This window comes from Persephonella marina EX-H1, from assembly GCF_000021565.1.
GTDB classification, from domain to species: Bacteria; Aquificota; Aquificia; order Aquificales; family Hydrogenothermaceae; genus Persephonella; species Persephonella marina.
This window is the reverse complement of the sequence record NC_012440.1, coordinates 491,212-511,604: the sequence shown is the minus strand read 5'-3', so window position 1 is coordinate 511,604 and position 20,393 is coordinate 491,212. Positions and strand designations below refer to the sequence as shown.

The following is a 20,393-nucleotide window of genomic DNA, read 5'->3' as shown; positions in this document are numbered from 1 at the left end:
GGGATAATGATTTCTACCGCAAATTATAGATTTTTCTCTGTTATAAATATTCTTCTATTTTTATCGCTCTCCTTTTTTTCCTATGCAGATCTGAAGGGAGATGAGATCCCTGTCAGTATAAAGGAGTTTAACCAGCAAAAACCAGCTGTAGTATATCTGCCAGATAAAAATCTCTGGTTTGTTTTATGGGAAGATGACAGAAACTCAAATAAATTCACCTGCGGTACAGGAACAGAAGCCTGTGGATCAGACATTTATGGACAGTTTATAAAATCTGATGGAACATTATGTGGAAATGAAATTCAGATAACATCCTTTGCCGGTAATCAGACAAGCCCAACTGTGACATATAATCCAAACAACCAGAATATTCTTTTTGCGTGGCAGGACTCAAGAGGCACAACATCAGGAGGATATATATATTTTAATCTCATAGATGTATCTACATTAAATGTAAACGACTGCTCCGGGTATAACATACCTGCCCCTTCAGGTTTCAGTTTAGGATACACATCTATAGGTGGTGAGAGTCTTTTATCCAGACAGAAACCGTATATCAAATATGATCCGGTAAATGACAGATATTTTCTTGTTTTTGTTGAGAGCAGAGATGAAAATGATATAACAGCTGAGACATGTTTTGGACTGACAACAGCCGCCTATTCTGTAGGGGATAACTCATATATAGGTTATGCAATTATAGATAGCACTCTAACAGTCCTGTCTGTAGATACTATCAGAAATGTAGGAACGGTATCATCAAACAGATCACGTCTTATATCTGTATCAAAATCAACATTTGAAGAGATATACACATTTGAGTTCTTTACAGAAACTGACAATCCTGTTGTAGGAATAGATACCACGGCCAATGAGCAGATGATAATATATGAAGGAAGAAGACATATCGCAAAACTGACCTGTACCTGTCAGGATCAGGATGCAAATGGGGTGTGTAACGCTGGAGATACAATAGACTCATCCCTATCTATAGAACCTGATCCTGAAGATGGTATAAAACATATATACGGCATATGGTATTCCCAGATTCCTTTAGGAACGGTTCAGCATACATTCATAGATTACAGTCTGACAACCCCTTCTTATAATCCTTCTGTAGCTTTTGATCCTGTATCAAAAAGATTTCTTGTGGTCTGGGAGAATGTTCCTGAAAATAACAACAAAAAGATTTATGGACAGTTAGTTTCCTCAGGGGTGGGAACTTACAGCCGTAATATACTGATCTCCTATCAGGACGCTGACGGTGATGGAAATCAGGATCCTAACGTTGAAAACAGCAAACAGACAGATCCTTTTGTTGAGTTTGATCCAGTAAATCAAAGATTTTTCGTTGCATGGCAGGACGGTAGAAACGGCACAACATCAAACGAAAACTTAGATATATACGGTCAATATGTTGACTCTGAAGGAAGTCTTAGAGGCAGTAACTTTATAATAAATACCAGACCGTTTAACCAGAGAAATCCTGTTGTGTCCTTCAATACCGAAACTCAGGAATATATTGCCCTGTGGAAAGATGCCAGAGAGGCTAACAGTTATACCTGTGGAACAGGCTCACAACCATGTGGTTCAAACATTTATGGTCAGAGGTTTACGATAGGTCAGCCACAGCTAACACTGCTTGACTCTGATGGAACAGTTCTATACCCTCTATCAATAGATTTTGGTGAAGTGGGAATAAAAAATGAGAGCTCAGAATACAGTATATCTATCAAAAACTCAGGTGATAGAGTTCTGTCAATAGACTGTATCACTGAATCCGGTACATCTTTAATGCCGGATATATACGAGTTTAAAAATCCACCTTCAGAGATAACAGCCTGTGATGGAACAACCTTTGATATAATTCCCGGATCTTCACTTAATCTTACCCTGATATTCCATCCAAATACAGCAGGTTCTCACAATATGAAACTACAGATAACAAACAACGCATCCCAGCAGGTGGAGATTCTTGTTCAGGGAATAGGAGTTATAAAAGGTGCTTCATGGGAGCTACAGGATGAATCCGGTAACAGTATAACCACATTAAACTTTAATAAGGTTTTCATAAATGATAAAAAAGATATAAAAGTAAGAATTGTAAATCTTTCAACAGCCAATAGTATAACAATAAACAGCTACTCAATATCTGATAATGTCAATTTCTACATATTAGGATTAACCACTCCTTTAACAGTAAACCCTGGTGAGTTCTATGAATTCACAGTTTCATACATACCTTCAGAGATAAAAGCACACACAGCAACACTGACATTGGAGGACAGTATAGGAAACACATTTACACTTAATATGGTTGCTGAAGCAACAGGGGTTAAGGTTCTATCAGATATAGGAACTGTTGTTGATTTCATTGAGCTGTCAAGTATACCGTATCTTGACAGTAAGCCAGCAGATTTCACCCCTTCAAAGGCTGTATCGTTTACAGTAAATACTGGAAGCACAACCCCTCAGACGGTAAATATAACTGTTGTCTTACAGTCAATCCCCTCAAATTTAGCTGTTTACAAGATAAACAACTCCGGAAACTGGATAAAAATATCAAACTTTATTGTTTCAGGAAATAGTATTACATATCCTATTCTTGATAATGGTGATCTAGATTTAAACTCGCAGACCGGTATAATTGAAGATCCTATTGTTATAGGAAGTGAGTCAACAACTACAAGTACTCCCGATAACGGAGGAGGTTCAACAACACCTCCTGAAACATCAGGAAGTGGAGGTGGTTGTTCATTAGGCTCAGATATAGACTACTCATTCTTTGGAATTTTGTTAATACTAACAATAATATCTATGAGGGTGTTTAATATGAGGAAGATGGTGGTTAGTGGAGTCTTATTAGCTTCAGCTCTTATACTGAACTCATGTGGGACAGGTCCTGGGTCAGATGTTGGAAACTCTGTATTTATGGACACTTTAAGTATAGATCCAAGTTACATTCAAGCCGATATTGTAGACAGAAAGGATTACAATGGAGATAATATCTGTGATGAATATATCATTTCAGGTAGTAATGTTACAGTAAACGTAACTTTTAAATCAGTTCCTATAAATGGAGGGATAGTCCCATCAGATGTTACATTCACTAAATATAGAGTTGAGTATTACCCTGCAAATACAACTTCTCCACAGATAGCTGCCAGACTATATCCTACAGCATGTACAGTTCAGCCAGAAACAGAAACAACGTGTAGCTTTGTTGTAGCAGCTCAGGATCTAAAAGAGTATTTCTATACTAACAACTTAAGAGGTGCTTATAATGTAAAACTGATTATTGAGGGAAGCGAGGTTCTTTACGACAAGGATATAAAGATTGAGGTAGGTGCATACGTGATTTTTGACCAGTTTATCGGCGATAATGATGATCAATGTACACCATAGCAGGAATGAATATGTATGATCTAATAATCATTGGAATGGGTCCAGGTGGCTTTGAAGCCACCTTAACTGCATTAAGAAAAAAGCTCAATATAGCCATTGTTGAAAAAAGTAAGGTTGGTGGAAACTGTCTTAACAGAGCCTGTATTCCTACAAAGTATTTCTGGACAGGTGCCCACCAGATTGAAAAGCTAAATGTTCTGGATAATTACGGCATAGAAATACAGAATGTCTCAATAAACTTTAAAAAGGCATGGGAAGGAAAGGAAAAAGCTATCTCATTCCTCAGAAAAAGTCTTAATATGCTCCTAAAAACAAAGAAAGTCCCAGTTTATAAAGGAAGGGGTAGGATTATAGGACAGAATGAGGTAGAGGTTATAAAAGAAGATGGGTCAAAAGAGGTAATAAAAGGGGAAAATATTCTTATAGCCACAGGATCTATCCCTGTATCCGTTGGAAATATAATCCCAGACGGAAATTTTGTTATAACAACAGAAGATCTCCTTGAAAGAACAGACAGTCTTCCTGAGGAAATAATCATAGTTGGCGGTGGTGTTGCCGGGTGTGAGCTTGGTTATATACTTTCTGCATACGGAAGTAAAGTTCATATAGTTGAACTGATGGACAGACTTTTACCAATGCCTGATATACCAGAGGAGGTCTCAAGATACCTTCTTAGAAAGTTCAAGAAGATGAAAATAAACACATACTTCAAAACGACTCTTGAGAGTTACGAGATAAAAGATAACAGAGTTTTTGCAAAACTATCAGATGGAACCCAGTTAACAGCAGATAAGATACTTCTATCAATAGGAAGAAAACCAAACACAGATATAGACACAATAGGAATTCAAAAGGATGAAAGAGGTTTTATAAAGGTAAATAAAAAGATGCAGACAAACTTTAAAAATATATACGCCTGTGGAGATGTCGTTAACTCCCCTATGCTTGCATATATAGCAAGCTATGAAGCAAAGATTGCTGTAGATAATATCACAGGAAAAGATGTTGAAGCTGACTATAGTGTCATTCCATATGTTCTGTTCTCAGGTTTTGAGATAGCAACTGTAGGACTGAATGAGAAACAGGCAAAAGAAAAAGGAATTGAAGTTGTAACAGGTTATTACCCTTATACCTATAATGAAAAGGCTGTGGATGAACATGAGTCTGAAGGTTTTGTAAGACTTGTTTTTGAAAAAGAGAGCAAGAAGATAATAGGTGGAACTATAGTAGGAACAGGTGCTTCAGAGCTTATTCATATAATCCAGATGGCAGTAAAAGAAGAGTATACAGCTGAGGACATTCATAACTTTATATACTTCCACCCATCTTTAAGCGAGATATTTATATACGCTACCTACGATATAGTAGCTGGTAAACTTTTTTAATGCTCTTCTGAAGAAAGTTCAATAACAGGAATTAATTTTTTATTCATAATATCAACAAGTTTGTTAAAAAGCTGGTACTTATCCTTACCATCATCAGGATATGAGGCTATACCTTCAATGATCTCCTTATCTTTAAAAACTTTTTTTATCCTCTCTATAGCTTTTTCGACATCCTTTTTACCTGTTTCAGGGAAGAATAGAAAAACAAAATCCTCTTCAACAGGTGTTATCACATCTGTTGATCTTAAATGGCTTTTTATCTTAAATACGATATCCAGACCCTTAGGTTTTTTCTCCTCAATCTCCTTAGCAAGGTTTGGTGCATAAAGAAAGGCTATGGAAAAAGTATTACTTTTCTTATACCTCTTAATCCTGTTAATCTCCAGCTCTACAAGTGCTCTGAAAACCTCAAAATCGTAAATATGTTCTTCAGACATCTTTTAACTCCCTCAATATTTTATTGTCCAATTGTTCCCAGATAAAATCTTCATCCTTTCTACCGAAATGGCCGTACATTGAGGTCTTTTTGTATATAGGCCTTCTCAGATTTAATCTCTCAATAATTCCTGAGGGGGATAGATCAAAAATATCTTTTATCTTCTTTATAAGCTTTTCCCTGTCTATATCAGTATCCACCTTTATATCTATAGATACAGGGTACTCCATTCCTATTATATAAACCAGCTCAACAGTTGCTTCTTTAGATATACCTGAGGCAACTATATGTTTTGCTATACATCTGGCCATATAAGATGCAGATCTGTCTATCTTTGTAGGATCTTTACCTGAAAATGCACTTCCACCGGACGGTGCCGCTGTTCCATAAGCATCAGCTATAGTTTTCCTTCCTGTAAGTCCCGTATCAGCCATAGGACCACCAATTACAAATCTACCTATCGGATTTATTATTATTTTTGTCTTTTCGTCAATTAGTTCCTCAGGGATTACCTTTTTTACAATTTTTTTCTCAATCTCATCCCTCAGATCAAACTCAGTGATGTACGGCTCATGCTGTATAAGAACTGTAACGCTATCAACCCTCAAAGGTCTGTTATTCTCATACTCAACAACAACGATGGATTTTCCATCCGGTCTTAAAAATGGCAGGAAATCATCTTTTCTCATCTCGTCTAAGGTAAAAGTTATCTCATTTGCAATATTGCATGCTAAAGGCATATAGTTTTCGGTCTCATCTGTAGCATAACCTACAACAATACATGTATCACCTGCACCACCGGACGGTATTCCAAGGGCAAGCTCAGGACTCTGATCACTGATTGTGGTTATAACACCTGCTGTATATCCATCAAACCCATACTCCGGCTTAGTATATCCTATCTCAATAAGAGTTCCCCTTACAATCTCCGGTATATCAACATAAGCATCTGTAGATAACTCACCTGATATATGAACAAGACCTGTGGTTATAAGTGTTTCTATTGAAGCTTTTGTATAGGGGTCTTTCCTTATAAGCTCATCAAGTATAGCATCAGACAGAATATCTGCTATTTTATCTGGATGACCCTGACAAACGGACTCTGAACTTTTTAATCTTTTCAATTAACTACCTCTATCTCATATTACTCACAGCTGTCAGAAAGAACCGCCCCTTTATTAGCAGATGTAACAAATCTTGAGTATCTTCTAAGCCATCTACTTTTTATCTCTTTTTTCTTTGGTTTAAAATTCTCCATTCTCTTTTTAAACTCTTCTTCTGATATTAAAAGTTCTATCTTTCTGTTTGGAATGTCAATAAGAATTTCATCTCCATCCTTAATTATTCCTATAGGTCCTCCTGCAGCAGCCTCAGGTGATATATGCCCAATACATGCTCCCCTTGTAGCACCTGAAAATCTACCATCAGTAATGAGGGATACCTTATCTCCAAGACCCATACCCATAATAGCTGATGTTGGTGAGAGCATCTCTCTCATTCCAGGACCACCTCTTGGTCCTTCATATCTTATAACAACAACATCGCCAGCTTTAACCTTCCCACCTGTTATTCCTGCTATCGCTTCCTCTTCGCTGTCAAAACAAACAGCCTTTCCTCTATGAACCATTATCTTAGGATCTACAGCAGCAGCCTTAACAACACCACCATAAGGGGCAATATTTCCGAATAAAACAGCAAGCCCACCTGTCTCACTGTATGGATTATGGATGGGTCTTATAACATCTGGATCTTTTATCTCTGCATCTTCAATAACTTCACCAAGCGTTTTTAGTGAGACTGTTGGTCTATCAAGATGAAGAAGACCTTTCTTAGAAAGCTCTTTCAGTATAGCTGATATACCACCTGCTCTATCTAAATCTTCCATATGATACTGTGAAGCTGGAGCAAGTTTACACAGTGTAGGTGTTCTTCTTGAAATCTGATCTATCTTTTCAACAGGAAAATCTATACCAGCCTCATTGGCTATCGCAAGAAGGTGAAGAACTGTGTTTGAAGATCCACCCATTGCTATATCAAGTGTAAAAGCGTTCTCAATTGTCTCCTCGTTTACTATATCCCTGAACTTAAGATCAGCCTCAACAAGTTTAACGATCTGCTCTCCTGCTTTTCTTGCAAGTTCCTGTCTTCTTGGATCTGTTGCAAGTATTGATCCGTTTCCTGGGAGTGCTATCCCGAGGACCTCAGAGAGACAGTTCATTGAGTTTGCTGTAAACATTCCTGAACAGGAACCGCAGGAAGGGCAAGCATTCTCTTCTATAACCCTGAGCTCATTTTCTGTCATAAGTCCTCTTGATACTGCTCCTACAGCCTCAAAAGCCGTGGCAAGATCTATGGGTCTTCCATCAGGCAGATGTCCCGCTGCCATAGGTCCACCGCTCACAAATATAACTGGGATATTAAGTCTCGCAGCAGCCATTATCATTCCGGGAACAATCTTGTCACAGTTAGGAATGCACACAAGTGCGTCAAGTTTGTGTGCCTCAACGACAGTCTCTATAGAATCAGCTATAAGCTCTCTACTCGGAAGGGAGTAATGCATTCCTGAATGTCCCATCGCTATTCCATCATCAACACCTATCACATTAAACTCAAATGGGACACCCCCTGCTTCTCTGACAGCCTCTTTAACTATCTGTGCAAACTCCCTTAGATGGACATGTCCGGGAATTATATCAATGTAAGAATTAGCAATCCCTATAAATGGCTTTTTAAAATCTTCATCTGTAAGCCCACAGGCTCTTAATAAACTCCTGTGAGGCGCTCTTTCAAAACCTTTTTTGACTATATCACTTCTCATCAGTTACCTCAGTTTTACTGGTGTTTTGACATAAATTCTCTTATTCTTGTTTCCATAAGATCTTTAAGATACAACTTTCTTCTTTTGAGTCTTTCTTCTTCAGCTTCAATTTCCGGATCAGGTGGATAATGTTTGTCAAGTTTGTGAACCTTCCATTTAAGCTCCTGATGTTCTTCATACCAGCTTTTGAATTCATCATCAATCTCAAGAAGTTTTTGAATAGCTTCTTCTCTCGTCATGTTTACCTCTCCTATATTTTAATTAAGTTAAGTTCCATGTTCCCAGCTTGATAAATATTCTTTCTGCTCTTCTGTAAGCTGATCAATCTGTATTCCCATAGCATTTAATTTTAACCTTGCCACCTCAAAATCAAGTTCGTCAGGAACTTTATATACTTTAGGTTTAAGAGAATCATGATTTTTGTATATATATTCTGCTGAAAGTGCCTGGTTTGCAAATGACATATCCATGACAGAAGCGGGATGACCCTCAGCCGCAGCAAGATTAACAAGTCTTCCCTCTGCAAGGAGGTATATATTTCTTCCGTCTGGAAGTCTATATTCCCTTACGTTCTCCCTGATATCCCTCTGGGATACAGATAGTTCCTCAAGAGCTTTTATATTTATCTCAACATCAAAATGTCCAGAATTTGCTACAATAGCCCCGTCTTTCATAACCTCAAAATGATGTTTATCTATCACATTTATATTTCCTGTAACAGTAACAAAAAAATCACCTATTTTAGCAGCCTCAATCATAGGCATAACTCTAAAACCATCCATCCTTGCTTCAAGAGCTTTTAAAGGATCTACCTCTGTAACTATTACCTCGGCACCCATACCTGCAGCCCTCATAGCAACACCTCTGCCACACCAGCCGTACCCTGCAATAACAAAAACTGAACCTGCAAGCAGTCTGTTTGTAGCTCTTAAAATACCGTCAATAGTTGACTGACCTGTTCCGTATCTGTTATCAAAAAGATGTTTTGTATAAGCATCGTTAACAGCTATAACAGGGAATTTAAGAACTCCATCCTTTTCCATTGCCTTAAATCTTATAACTCCTGTGGTTGTTTCCTCAGTTCCGCCAAAAACATTATCAAGCAGATTCTGTTTTTCCTTATGGAGAGTAGAAATCAGATCACCACCATCATCCATAGTTATATTAGGCTCTTTATCAAGAACAGCATAAAGGTGCTGGTAGTATGTATCTCTATCTTCTCCATGTATCGCAAAAACAGGGATATCAAACTCTTTTACAAGTGCTGCTGCAACATCATCCTGAGTGGATAATGGGTTTGATGCTGTGAGATAAACGTCAGCTCCTCCTGCTTTCAGGGTTATCATCAGGTTTGCTGTTTCTGTTGTTACGTGAAGACACGCAGCTATTTTTACACCTTTTAAAGGTTTTTCCTTTTCAAATCTTTTCCTTATCTGTCTTAGAACAGGCATCTCCTTTTCAGCCCATTCTATTCTCAGAACTCCCTTTTCAGCTAAGGATAGATCTTTAACATGATAGTCCATAGATCAAACTCCGGTCATTATTTTTACAATAAATTATAACATTAGTTTGATACCAATTAACAAAAGCTATTAACAGAATTTTTAGAAATATTATTAGAATGAATGGGAAAAAGTTAAAAAGATTTATAAGAGAGTAACCTAAAGGCTCTCTCCTGGTCGTCACAACTCCCTTATACTTCTTAGGAAAATTTCAACAGCTTTTTATACTCATTTATTGACAGTAAGTACTATATTATCAACAGTCTTAATTAGTTTTCCAAAAATCTCACACCTAACTGCTGATAAATCATTTTGATATACTGTCCTACTTGTTTTAAAATTTATAAGTCCAGACAAATAAAAAATAATGAGGTTAAAAATGGAGTTTGAACCGGTTATAGGACTTGAAGTTCACGTTCAGATGTCAACCAATACAAAATGTTTCTGCTCATGCAAGATAGAGTTTGGAGCTGAACCTAACACAAATGTTTGTCCGGTGTGTCTTGGAATGCCGGGAAGCTTACCAGTTTTAAATAAAAAAGCCCTTGAGTATGCCATAAAAGCATCACTGGCTTTAAACTGCGAAGTCCACGAGCTTTCAGTTTTCGCAAGAAAAAATTATTTCTATCCAGATCTCCCAAAAGGCTATCAGATCTCACAGTATGACAAACCTTTAGCAACAAATGGATACATTGATATAAAAGTAAACGATAAAACAGAGAGAATTAGAATTCACAGACTTCATATGGAAGAAGATGCGGGAAAAACCATTCACAAGGGAAGTTATTCCTATGTTGACCTTAACAGAGCCGGAACACCTCTAATGGAGATAGTCTCAGAACCTGATATAAGATCAGCGGTTGGAGCAAGACTCTATCTTGAAAAACTGAGAAATATTATGAGGTATATAGGTGTATCCGACGCAGACATGGAGAAGGGACAGCTCAGGTGTGATGTTAACATATCCCTCAGACCGAAAGGAGAAGAAAAGTTCGGGACAAAGGTTGAAATAAAAAATATAAACTCATTCAGGTTTGTTCAGAAAGCTATTGAGTATGAGATAGAAAGGCAGGCAAGAATTTTAAGAAAAGGTGGTGAGATCGTTCAGGAAACAAGACTCTTTGATGAGAAAACCGGAAAAACATTCACAATGAGAACGAAGGAAGAGGCACACGATTACAGATACTTCCCAGACCCTGATCTCATACCTGTCAGAATAACAAAAGAATATATAGAAGAGATCAGAAAGAGTTTACCTGAACTGCCTGATCAGAAAGCAGAAAGATATGTGAAAGAGCTGAAACTAACCGAGTATGACGCTGAGGTCTTAGTTGCAGATAAAGATAGAGCCCTATTCTTTGAAAAAGCTGTCAGCGTATATTCTGAAAATCCAAAATCCATAGCAAACTGGATAATAAATGAGCTTCTTGGAAAGTTAAATGAGGAAGGAATAGAGATCTCTAACAGTCCTGTCAGACCTGAACATATAGCAGAACTTGTTCAACTGATAGATAAAGGAGATATATCATCAAAGATCGGTAAAGAGGTTTTTGAAGAAGTCTTCAAAACAGGAAAATCACCAAAAACTATAGTAGAGGAAAAAGGATTAAAGCAGGTATCGGACGAAGGGGAGATCAGAAAGATCGTTGAAGAAGTCCTGAACAATCATCCTGCTGAAGTTGAAAAGTATAAAGCTGGAAACCAAAAATTAATGGGATTCTTTGTAGGACAGGTAATGAAAGCTACCAGAGGAAAAGCAAATCCAAAACTTGTAAACAAGATCCTTCAAGAACTTCTAAAATAAAGAGCCACCCTGTTGGGTGGTTTATTTACGATAAGCAAAAAATTAATGGATCTTAAAACTTTTCAGAAATCTCTCAACATTTTCACGACTCTCAAAATACAGAACCCTTCCATCTTTCAGAGCGAGTATTAAAGCTGTTGCCTTATCAACTTTTTTCCCAGACACAGGGTCTATAGCATATCTTATGCTCTCATTATTCTTAATCCTACCAACACACATCTTACAGCAACCGTAATAAACCTTCCCATCAACCTCAACAGGTATCTGTTTAACCCCAAGGTATCTGTTGTTTACCATACAGACATTTTCAGGCTTTACAAGGCTATCAATAGCGTAGGATAAACCTGATATTAAAAGAAGCATTAAAACAATAGAAAAAATCTTAGATCTCATCTTAACCCTCCACAGCTTTTAGATATATACTACACGAATTAGTAGAAAAGTCAATACAAAATAAAAAAGCCCTGCCTGAAAAGGCAGGGCTTGTATATCTTTAACCGTTAAAAATCTTAGAATAAGAATCCAGCCTCAAATCCGAGGTAAGTTCTGTTGTCTTTTGCAGATCCTGAGTCATCAACAAATACTTTCGCATCTGTTGAAGTGTAAGCGATTTCTGCTCTTACAAATGTGTTTCCAGTTGGCTTGTATGTTGGTGTAACTGTGAGAGACATTGCATTGTCTTTTCCTGTTAAGTAAATTCCAGAGTTTTTGTTATCAATGTACTCAATTCTTATTGGAACAGATACTGTGTTAGATACTGCTGGATCTAAGTTAAGTGCAACACCATAAGCTGAATCATCAGCACCTGCTGGAGCTGTATCTAATGTTGTATAGTCTATCTCAAGTCCTACTTTTGCAACTCCTAAATCTGATTTTACGCAGAGAACATAAATATTTCTTCCGCTTGCTTCGTCATAAACGTGGAGTCCAACTTTAGCAGCTCCGAGATCTGCCATAGCACCAGCTTCTATAGCATCAGAAACTCCTGCCTGAAGTAATCCACCACCCTGGTTGTATCCAACATAAACTTTTGCAACTCCTGCATCATAGTTAACTCTTGCACCTGCGAAGAGAACTGGGTGTCCTGTGAAGAGTATACCTCTGTTGATATTTGAGTTGAGTATTGTGATTGGAGCCTCTCCAAATTTGTTCCAGAGAAGACCAGCATCAACAGATAATCCCTGAACAGGAGCAATTGTTACATAAGCAAGCCAAGGCATAAATGAAGAAGTTTTACCGTAAGCAATGAGATTATTGCTGTTTACTGTCGCTGAAGATGCGATAACTGTAGGAACTGTGAAGTTACCAAAAGCTGCATTAAATCCGATTGGGCTGTTTGCATCTGCGTCTTTTTTAAGACCAATGATTACGTTATTTACGCTGAAGTAATCATTGTTAGTTAGGCTTCCTGCAGAATGTTCTGTAGTTAAATACTGGTATCCAGCTGATACACCACCGTAAAGTGTAATATCACTGTTTGCTACTGTTAAAGATCCTGCATTAGCTACCCCTGCAGCCAATAATCCTGCTGCTGCTAAACCCATCACTTTTTTCATGCTGAAACCTCCTTAAAATAGTTTTATTTAGTTTTAAAGTACCCCATCATAAATTTTATTATATTCTAATTTTATTTTCAATCGCATATTTATTTTATGTTTCTATTTTTACCATAAAATATCTTTCGTATTCAAGCTTTATCTTCTTTAGTTATAGCCGTATTGTTTTATAAGCAATAAATATGCCAATTTTATATTTATAAATATGCTGATATTTCACTGTTTTAATAAAAAGAGTATTTGAGTTTTTGCAAAAAAACTAAAGATCAGAGCCCGTTTTTTTCTTTTCTATCTGTTTCATCCTGTTCCTTATTATCTCTCTCCCCTTATTCTGCCTCAAGCATGATTTATAAACACATATCTGGCAAAAATAATCATCAGGGTTATACGCAGTATGTCCCTTTTTCTCTTTTATCTCTATCATTTTATTTCCTCAAGATAAGATAAAAGCCCCTTAAAGGGGCTCAGATTATTCACAGCTTGGACAGATTTTATTTAAAAGTGGGTCTGTTGGACAGGCATCTATATTTCCTGATTTTACTTTATCCACAACCTCATCTCCGTATTTTTCCCTTGCCATTCTTTCTATCTGCTCAATATCCTCTTCTACTGTTGTCTGTGTTTTTACAGTTTCACTCTCCTCGGATGCAGCTTTTCTAAGACCAAAACCTCTTCTTGTTCCTCTCTTGTTAACTTTCTGGGTGTATTTCTCACCTTTAACTGTTTTATCAATAAAGCAGTAGTATGTTGATTTGAGACCTTTCTCCCATGCATACATGTATATATCAAACATATCTCCTCTGAGTTCTTCCTCAATGTAGATAGACTTTGAAACAGCCTGATCCACATACTTCTGGAATGCTGCTGCTATATCTATCTGTCTGAATGGGTGGATCTCATAAGCCCCTTTAAAAAGTCTTTTATCTATCTTTCCTTCAAGCTCATCTATAAACTGAACAGATCCACCGTGTGCTTTTATCTTTTCTGCCATCTCTTCATTCCACATATCAAGCTCTTCAAGTTTTTTCATAAGCTGTTTGTTTACAACGATGAATTTACCTGAGAGTGTATCCCTTGAGAAAACGTTAGAGAAGTAGCTGTCAATTGATGATGTAGTTCCTGCAATGATTGATATGGAAGCTGTCGGAGCTATAGCAAGTAAAACAGCATTTCTTCTCGGTGGGTATGGGTAAGGTTTTCCTTTTTCCTTCATCTCTTCATAATGTGGGAATGGACCTCTTTCTTTCGCAAGTTCTTCAGACTTTCTATAAGCTGTATCTCTCATGAATTTTGCAACCTTCTCTGCAAATTCAACAGCTGTATCGCTGTCATAAGGTATTCCAAGTTCAACAAGTGTTTCTGCAAATCCCATAAGACCAATACCAAGAGGTCTCAGATCCATAGTATTCTTGCGGGATTCCTCTGAAGGATAGAAGTTCTTATCAAGAATATTATCAAGGGCTAAGACCATTGTTTCTATCGTGTCTTTAAGCTTATCCCAGTCTATATCTGTCCTATCTTCATTTAGATGCTTTGCAAGATTAACAGAAGCAAGTGTACAGACAGCGGTTGATTCAGGGGAGTTAGGGATTGATATCTCTGTACAAAGGTTACTTGAGTTTATTACCCCATACTCTGGGCAGGGGTTATGTTCATTGTGTCTGTCTTTAAAGGTAAGCCAGGGATGACCTGTTTTTGCAAGTTTGAAAAGATATCTGTTAAACCACTCTCTTGAGTCTATCTTTTTCCACAGTTTTAAATGTCCTGTTTCTGCTTTTTCTATACACTCAAAGTATTTTTTCGTAAACTCTTCTCCCCATGCTGTTACAAGTTCTGGACATTCAGCAGGATCAAAAAGATATAGAGGCTCTCCCTCTTTTATTCTTCTCATTATCTCATCAGGCATCCATACTGCAGTATTTAGAGAAGGTGTTCTAAAATATGGGTTTCCTGTAGTTTCTCTAAGGTCTAAGAATGCGTCTATATCAAGATGCCACGGCTGGAGATACATAACCTGTGAGGATCTTCTTCTTCCGCCCTGCTGAATAGCGTTGACAATAGTATCAAATATTTTGATAAAAGGTATCACTCCCGAAGATTTTGCATTTAGAGAATGTATCTTTGATCCTGTGGCTCTTATTCTTGTAACATCTGTTCCAACACCACCTGCATACTTCGCTAAAAATGCTGTTTCCTTTGCTTTATCCATTATGGATTCAAGAGAGTCATCTATAACGTTTACATAACAGGAGCTATACTGATGGGTGATCGTTCCTGAGTTATAAAGTGTTGGTGTTGAGTGGAGGTACTCAAGTTTTGATATCTTGTTATAAACCTTTATTACCTCATCCTCGTTGTTACCTATTCCCATAGCAACTCTCATAAAGAACCATTGAGGCTTTTCTATGATGTTCCCTTCCCTGTCCCTTGTAAAATACCTGTCTTTCAGTGTCGTCATACCAAAATAATCAAGTAAAGCGTCCCTTGAGTAATCTAAAGCATCTTCAAGCCTGTCAAGATCAAAATCAAGAAGTTCAGGTTTGTAAAGATTTTCATTCACTCCAAACTCAATAGCTTCCTTAAATGAGGAAAATCTCTTGTCTATCTCTCTGTTTATAAGCTTTAAAAGCTGTTTTGCTGCTAAAGTATCGTATATGTAATGTTTTGGTATCAGCTGTTCTATAGCTTTCAGAACAAGTGTATCTAGCTCCTGGGTTGTGACTCTTTCAGGTATTTTAAGATCCAGCTCCTTTGCCACTTTGAAAACTATCTCATAATCATCAGGTATATCCATTCCCTCAAGAAGGGCAAAAATAGCATTTATAAGCTTTTTCATCTGGAACTTTTCTTCAGTTCCATCCCTTTTTACAACGATCCTCTGCATGAATAACCTCCTAAATTTTTATAATGTCTTCCTCTTTGCTATTCTAATTTCAAATTCTCAGAGATTGTGAGACATCTTCAGGAAGAAAAGATGTTAATTCATATAGCTTCTTTTTCAATATAGGGCTTTTAGAAACTTTCACCCCCAGTCCTCTGGGGGTTAACATTTTTGAAAGCTTTATAAGATTTTCCCCTCTCATTTAGATAAAAAACTTCTTTGAAGTTTCTAGAAATTAGTATACTCAGTGCTTGAGACTTCAAAGAAATTGGTTAGTTTCTTAACATCTTCCTTCTGCAAGAACTTCAGCGGGTTCTGATCTATCTTGAACTGTGGATCAAACCCAAGTTCCTCAAGTCTTCTGTCAGCGATATATTTCATGTATTTCTCAAGTTCCTTGTAAGATACACCAAAGATCGTTGTTCCACCGAACTTAGTTTTAAGGTAGTTAAGCTCAAGCTCAACAGCATCAATTATTGTTTCCTTTATGTTCTCAACAAACTTTTCATCATCTACAATCTCTGGATTTTCCTCAACTATTGTGAGTATTGCTTCAATTCCGTTCTGGAGGTGGAGAGACTCATCTATCAGTATCAGCTCAACCCCTGAAACAACATTTTTCATCTTCCCTGTGTCCTTCATAGCAAAGAAATGGGCAAACGCTGAGTAGAAAAACATTCCTTCCTGAATGATATTGTTAAGAAGTATAGCTGTCAGTATCTGCTTCTTACCTTCAAGTGTGTCTGGATCAGCTTTTCCGTATGTTATTCTGTCAACAGCTCTTATTATAAGCTCCTGCTTTTCCATAAGCAGTTTGTCTTCAAGGGTTATGTTGTATATTCTCTTCCTGTCCATCTCAAATGTGTTAAGTATGATCTCAAAAAAGTCTGAGTGTATATTCTCCATAAACATCTGTGTAGAAAAACTCATCTTAGCGTAAGGATCCGTTAAAACAGGGAAAAATCCGTTACCGAGAACATTCTGAACAAGAAGCTCAGAGGATGCAAAATAGCCAACAGACGTATCAAAAAGATCCTTCTCTGTCGGTGTTAAAGATTTGTAATCAAGAACATCCTGCTGTATATTTAGCTCTTCAGGAAACCATACAGCCTTTTTCTGTTTTGTATATATCTCTTTAAAAACAGGGTATCTTGGATTTTCTGTTAATCTTATATTATCCTTAACAGACGTTTTACCGATGAACTGAAGCTTTTTCATGATCTCCTCCTTATGGTTGGTATACTATATATTGTGTTTTTATTTAAGGATAACACTGTATATTGTGCTTGTCAACTTAAAATATAATTAAAAATTTCAATGACTTGGAATACTCATATCGGAAAAAAAGATGAAATCATTTAAAATATTTTGTATGATAAAAAAGAATGGGTTAGTGTATTCTAACCAGAGGTGAGATATGGAAGAAAAGGTTGTATGTATATACCATAAAAACTGTACCGATGGAACTGTGTCCGCTGCTGTCTTAATGAAAAAATATCCGAAATGTAAAGCCTTCCCTCTTGAACATGGATACAAACCTGAGGATTTTCAGGAAATCCTTGACCAGGTTGATAGCGACACTGTCGTTTATATAACTGATTTTTCTCTGAGAAAAGAAGACAATTTGAAACTTATAGAAAAAGCTAAAAAGGTCATAAATATTGATCATCATATAGGTATTAAAGATCAGTTAAAACAGTTATCAGAAGAAAATGCTAAGTTTGAGTTCTATTTTGACAACGATCACTCAGGAGCTTCCTTAACTTACATGTATTTATTTGGAGAGGATATTCCAAAACTTATAAAACTCGTTGAGGATAAAGATATATGGAAATGGAGATACGGAGATGAAACAAAATATGCAAATGCATATCTGATCCTGCTGACAAACAAACCTGAAGAGGTAAAAGAACTTATAGACGGAGATATTAACGATATTCTTGAAAAAGGAAAGATAGTATCCCAGTTCATAGATTATCTTATAAATAGATTTGTAGAAAAATCAGAGGAAACATTTCTCCAGATAGGAAGTTATAAAGTAAAAGGTTATAATACTGGACTGTTCCAGTCAGAGATAGGAAATATCCTGTCAGAAAAATACGGAGAGGCTGTGGTATTGTTCAATATATCAGGTTATAATGTGAAATTGAGTTTCAGGAGCTGTGAGGGACAGGAACCTTCAGCTCTTGAGCTTGCAAAGATATTAGGTGGCGGTGGTCATAGAAATGCCGCAGGAGCTTTAATACCATTAAAACAGTTTTTCAGTATGGTAATTTTTCAAGACGGAGGAGAGAAATGATAAACATAGAAGATTTTGAAAAGCTTCCTACCAGAGAAAAAATCATTAGGGTAAGTGCAGATATAATAGTCAAGGAAGGTCTTAAAAAGTTTACGGCAAAAAATATAGCAGACAGACTTAATATTACGGATGCTGCTATATTCAAACATTTTGGTTCAATGGATGACATCATACTTGAGATAATAGAAAGATATGTTTCCGAATGTTCAAAAAGTGCAGAGGAAGCAACAAAAAAAGGTGAAAATGTTAAAGAGAAGTTAGAACATGTTCTGAGAGCTCATATAAGAGTTCTTGAAGAGACAAGAGGTGCTGTTCCTGTTTTATGCTTTGAGTTTTCAAGAACAGAAGAAAAAAAGTTCCACGAGATCCTCTTAAAGTTTTTAAACAGTTATAAAGAAAGGATTTCAGCTCTTGTAAGAGAAGGTCAGAAGGAAGGATGTATAAGGCCCGAGCTTGATCCAGAGGATACAGCTATGCTTTTTATAGGTCTTATTCAGGCAAAGGTTTTTGCTTACATAATGAGTGGGAAAGAAGGTCCTATAATAGAAAATCCTGATATATTTATATCAGAAGTATTCTACGGTATTATGACAAGATGATAAGGATTATAGCTTTTCTTCTCTTTATATTTCTTACAGCTTTATCATACGGTGAAGAAGACAAAAGCAAGATAGAGGAAGGTTTCCAGAAAATAAAGGAGGGAATCTCTGAGGTATTCTCAGGAATCAAGGAAAAGCTCAGTAAAGAGGAAACTGAGGAGAAGATAAAAAAATTAAAAGAGAAGATAAAAGAGCTTGAAGAAAAAATAAAAAATCAGGACTGGGATGAAAAGAAAGAGGCTCTTCAGAAGAAGTTAGATCAGCTCAAGGAAAAACTGAAAGAACTGTCAGAAAAGGACAGTGAAAATCAAAAGTAAATTATTGTTAAATTCACCTTTTTTATATATCTTATTTGTATAAAATAAAAACCAGGATTTGTAATGAAAATATCAGAAGAAAAAGAATGCCCTCTGTGTAAAGGATTAGGATGGATACAGGATAAAAACGGTGTAAAAAAATGCACCTGTATGTACTCTCTCCTCACAGAAAACATATTCAGAAGAATGAATATCCCGAAGAGATATCAGGACAAGGAACTATCAAATTTTATTATAAACAAGGCATATAAACATGATCTTATAATCAGCAAAGTTGAGGAGTATATTAACTCGGACGACTATTTAGAAGGAAAAGGTATATTTTTCGTCGGACCTCCAGGTGTAGGTAAAACACATCTTGCTGTAAGTATTCTTAAGGAGTTTTTCAGAAGGAGAAAGATTGTTGGCCTTTTTTACGATACACGTTCACTCCTTTTTGATCTTAAAGCAACATTTGATGGATCAGCATCAGGAAGGGAGATACTTGAGGAGGTTGTGAAAACACCTATTCTTGTTCTTGATGATCTTGGTTCTGAAAGACTTTCAGAATGGGCTAGAGACATACTACACTACATAATAATAAACAGGTATAATGAGCTGAGACCTGTTATAATAACCTCTAACATAGAGATAAAGGCAAAAAAAGTTGAGAATGATGTTAAAGAAACACTTGAAGAAAGAATGGGAGGAGCAATAGCCTCAAGACTGTCAGAGATGTGTCAGATAATAACGGTAAAAGGGCAAGACATGAGAACCTCAAAGCTAATACAGCTCCAGCATAAGAAATGAAAGGAGGAAGTATGAGAAAAGCTTCAATAAAAAGGGAAACTAAGGAAACACAGATAGAGCTGAGTTTGAACCTTGACGGTTCTGGTAAGTACAGTATAGATACTCCTGTTGGATTTTTAAATCATATGCTTGAGACATTCTCAAAACATTCACTTATAGATCTGGAAGTTTTAGCTTCAGGTGATGTTCATGTAAGCCACCACCATACCGTAGAGGATGTTGGGATCGTTCTCGGCATGGCTGTCAAAGAGGCTTTAGGTGACAAGAAAGGTATAAGAAGATTTGGATATGCTATAGTACCTATGGATGAAGCTCTATCCCTTTGCTCTATAGATATATCTGGCAGACCTCTACTTTTTTATGATGATCTTGGCCTTAGAGGCAAAATAACAAACTTTGATTTTGAGCTTATGGAGGAGTTCTTTAAAGGGTTCACCCTTTACTCAGGTATAACAGTTCATCTTAAAGCTCTTTCAGGGAAAAACCTCCACCACATTGCAGAAAGTCTTACAAAATCACTTGCTGTTGCTTTAAGACAGGCTATAGAGATAGATCCAAGAAGAAAAGACACACCTTCCACTAAAGGAAGTTTATAAAGAGGA

At 36.8% G+C, this 20,393-nt stretch carries 18 protein-coding genes; 8 read left to right on the top strand and 10 right to left on the bottom strand.

The features are described 5' to 3' along the window. Positions 1 to 6: 6 nt before the first annotated feature. Positions 7 to 3,405 (top strand): choice-of-anchor D domain-containing protein, encoded by a 3,399-nt coding sequence (locus PERMA_RS02805; RefSeq protein ID WP_012676896.1) that lies wholly within the window; start codon positions 7 to 9, stop codon positions 3,403 to 3,405. Positions 3,406 to 3,416: 11 nt separating this feature from the next. Further along, positions 3,417 to 4,790: a dihydrolipoyl dehydrogenase gene (gene lpdA / locus PERMA_RS02800; RefSeq protein WP_012676035.1), complete on the top strand. Its 1,374-nt coding sequence runs from the start codon at positions 3,417 to 3,419 to the stop codon at positions 4,788 to 4,790. Here the strand turns inward: lpdA and PERMA_RS02795 are convergent. From PERMA_RS02795 to ahcY, 5 genes are read right to left on the bottom strand one after another with little or no spacing between them, the layout of a single operon-like run. Continuing rightward, positions 4,787 to 5,227: a nucleotidyl cyclase domain-containing protein gene (locus PERMA_RS02795; protein ID WP_012675762.1), complete on the bottom strand. Its 441-nt coding sequence runs from the start codon at positions 5,225 to 5,227 to the stop codon at positions 4,787 to 4,789. The two genes, lpdA and PERMA_RS02795, sit on opposite strands and share 4 nt — an antisense overlap. After that, the gene (gene metK / locus PERMA_RS02790) at positions 5,220 to 6,350 is read right to left on the bottom strand and encodes a methionine adenosyltransferase (RefSeq protein WP_012676885.1); all 1,131 of its coding nucleotides are present in this window, start codon (positions 6,348 to 6,350) and stop codon (positions 5,220 to 5,222) included. Before metK ends, PERMA_RS02795 begins: the two co-directional genes overlap by 8 nt. A 20-nt stretch (positions 6,351 to 6,370) precedes the next feature. Next, positions 6,371 to 8,044, bottom strand: a complete 1,674-nt coding sequence (gene ilvD, locus PERMA_RS02785) for a dihydroxy-acid dehydratase (RefSeq protein WP_012676391.1) — start codon at positions 8,042 to 8,044, stop codon at positions 6,371 to 6,373. Between the two features lie 14 nt (positions 8,045 to 8,058). Then, a complete protein-coding gene (locus PERMA_RS02780) occupies positions 8,059 to 8,283 on the bottom strand; it encodes a DUF465 domain-containing protein (protein WP_012675269.1) in 225 nt (74 codons plus the stop codon). Between the two features lie 27 nt (positions 8,284 to 8,310). Then, complete coding sequence (gene ahcY / locus PERMA_RS02775; RefSeq protein WP_012676899.1) at positions 8,311 to 9,567, bottom strand: adenosylhomocysteinase; 1,257 nt, start codon at positions 9,565 to 9,567, stop codon at positions 8,311 to 8,313. Positions 9,568 to 9,925: 358 nt separating this feature from the next. Here ahcY and gatB point away from each other — a divergent pair, with 358 nt between their 5' ends. Beyond that, complete coding sequence (gene gatB, locus PERMA_RS02770; RefSeq protein ID WP_012675967.1) at positions 9,926 to 11,350, top strand: Asp-tRNA(Asn)/Glu-tRNA(Gln) amidotransferase subunit GatB; 1,425 nt, start codon at positions 9,926 to 9,928, stop codon at positions 11,348 to 11,350. A gap of 42 nt (positions 11,351 to 11,392) precedes the next feature. On the opposite strand, the gene PERMA_RS02765 is transcribed toward gatB, so the two are convergent. The 5 genes from PERMA_RS02765 to PERMA_RS02750 all read right to left on the bottom strand — a co-directional run bounded on the left by PERMA_RS02765 (position 11,393) and on the right by PERMA_RS02750 (position 17,005). Continuing rightward, positions 11,393 to 11,743, bottom strand: coding sequence for an MlpB (locus tag PERMA_RS02765; RefSeq protein ID WP_012675580.1), 351 nt, complete (start codon positions 11,741 to 11,743; stop codon positions 11,393 to 11,395). 116 nt (positions 11,744 to 11,859) lie between these two features. Then, positions 11,860 to 12,870 (bottom strand): outer membrane beta-barrel protein, encoded by a 1,011-nt coding sequence (locus PERMA_RS02760; protein ID WP_238527227.1) that lies wholly within the window; start codon positions 12,868 to 12,870, stop codon positions 11,860 to 11,862. A gap of 295 nt (positions 12,871 to 13,165) precedes the next feature. Further along, positions 13,166 to 13,330 (bottom strand): hypothetical protein, encoded by a 165-nt coding sequence (locus PERMA_RS10735; protein ID WP_012675338.1) that lies wholly within the window; start codon positions 13,328 to 13,330, stop codon positions 13,166 to 13,168. Positions 13,331 to 13,375: 45 nt separating this feature from the next. Further along, positions 13,376 to 15,790, bottom strand: coding sequence for a ribonucleoside-diphosphate reductase subunit alpha (locus PERMA_RS02755; protein WP_012676370.1), 2,415 nt, complete (start codon positions 15,788 to 15,790; stop codon positions 13,376 to 13,378). 225 nt (positions 15,791 to 16,015) lie between these two features. Then, on the bottom strand, positions 16,016 to 17,005 hold the full coding sequence (locus PERMA_RS02750; protein ID WP_012676212.1) for a ribonucleotide-diphosphate reductase subunit beta: 990 nt from the start codon (positions 17,003 to 17,005) through the stop codon (positions 16,016 to 16,018). A gap of 199 nt (positions 17,006 to 17,204) precedes the next feature. Between PERMA_RS02750 and PERMA_RS02745 the strand changes: the two genes are divergently transcribed. From PERMA_RS02745 to hisB, 5 genes are all read left to right on the top strand, one after another. Continuing rightward, positions 17,205 to 18,086, top strand: a complete 882-nt coding sequence (locus PERMA_RS02745; protein WP_012676360.1) for a DHH family phosphoesterase — start codon at positions 17,205 to 17,207, stop codon at positions 18,084 to 18,086. Then, positions 18,083 to 18,685, top strand: a complete 603-nt coding sequence (locus PERMA_RS02740; protein WP_012675270.1) for a TetR/AcrR family transcriptional regulator — start codon at positions 18,083 to 18,085, stop codon at positions 18,683 to 18,685. Before PERMA_RS02745 ends, PERMA_RS02740 begins: the two co-directional genes overlap by 4 nt. Beyond that, positions 18,682 to 19,002, top strand: coding sequence for a hypothetical protein (locus tag PERMA_RS02735; RefSeq protein ID WP_015899022.1), 321 nt, complete (start codon positions 18,682 to 18,684; stop codon positions 19,000 to 19,002). The genes PERMA_RS02740 and PERMA_RS02735 overlap by 4 nt, the downstream gene beginning before the upstream one ends. Positions 19,003 to 19,065: 63 nt before the next feature. Then, positions 19,066 to 19,791 carry an ATP-binding protein gene (locus tag PERMA_RS02730; protein ID WP_012676020.1) on the top strand — a complete coding sequence of 242 codons (726 nt, stop codon included), beginning with the start codon at positions 19,066 to 19,068 and terminating at the stop codon, positions 19,789 to 19,791. 11 nt (positions 19,792 to 19,802) lie between these two features. Then, on the top strand, positions 19,803 to 20,387 hold the full coding sequence (gene hisB, locus PERMA_RS02725; RefSeq protein WP_012676033.1) for an imidazoleglycerol-phosphate dehydratase HisB: 585 nt from the start codon (positions 19,803 to 19,805) through the stop codon (positions 20,385 to 20,387). Positions 20,388 to 20,393 lie beyond the last annotated feature (6 nt).

Coding starts and splice junctions, on each gene's coding strand:
- PERMA_RS10735 (WP_012675338.1), bottom strand. CDS start 13,330: ATGATAGAGATAAAAGAGAAAAAGGGACATACTGCGTATAACCCTGAT.
- gatB (WP_012675967.1), top strand. CDS start 9,926: ATGGAGTTTGAACCGGTTATAGGACTTGAAGTTCACGTTCAGATGTCA.
- PERMA_RS02780 (WP_012675269.1), bottom strand. CDS start 8,283: ATGACGAGAGAAGAAGCTATTCAAAAACTTCTTGAGATTGATGATGAA.
- hisB (WP_012676033.1), top strand. CDS start 19,803: ATGAGAAAAGCTTCAATAAAAAGGGAAACTAAGGAAACACAGATAGAG.
- PERMA_RS02795 (WP_012675762.1), bottom strand. CDS start 5,227: ATGTCTGAAGAACATATTTACGATTTTGAGGTTTTCAGAGCACTTGTA.
- PERMA_RS02740 (WP_012675270.1), top strand. CDS start 18,083: ATGATAAACATAGAAGATTTTGAAAAGCTTCCTACCAGAGAAAAAATC.
- ahcY (WP_012676899.1), bottom strand. CDS start 9,567: ATGGACTATCATGTTAAAGATCTATCCTTAGCTGAAAAGGGAGTTCTG.
- ilvD (WP_012676391.1), bottom strand. CDS start 8,044: ATGAGAAGTGATATAGTCAAAAAAGGTTTTGAAAGAGCGCCTCACAGG.
- PERMA_RS02805 (WP_012676896.1), top strand. CDS start 7: ATGATTTCTACCGCAAATTATAGATTTTTCTCTGTTATAAATATTCTT.
- PERMA_RS02755 (WP_012676370.1), bottom strand. CDS start 15,790: ATGCAGAGGATCGTTGTAAAAAGGGATGGAACTGAAGAAAAGTTCCAG.
- PERMA_RS02730 (WP_012676020.1), top strand. CDS start 19,066: ATGAAAATATCAGAAGAAAAAGAATGCCCTCTGTGTAAAGGATTAGGA.
- PERMA_RS02735 (WP_015899022.1), top strand. CDS start 18,682: ATGATAAGGATTATAGCTTTTCTTCTCTTTATATTTCTTACAGCTTTA.
- PERMA_RS02745 (WP_012676360.1), top strand. CDS start 17,205: ATGGAAGAAAAGGTTGTATGTATATACCATAAAAACTGTACCGATGGA.
- PERMA_RS02750 (WP_012676212.1), bottom strand. CDS start 17,005: ATGAAAAAGCTTCAGTTCATCGGTAAAACGTCTGTTAAGGATAATATA.
- lpdA (WP_012676035.1), top strand. CDS start 3,417: ATGTATGATCTAATAATCATTGGAATGGGTCCAGGTGGCTTTGAAGCC.
- PERMA_RS02765 (WP_012675580.1), bottom strand. CDS start 11,743: ATGAGATCTAAGATTTTTTCTATTGTTTTAATGCTTCTTTTAATATCA.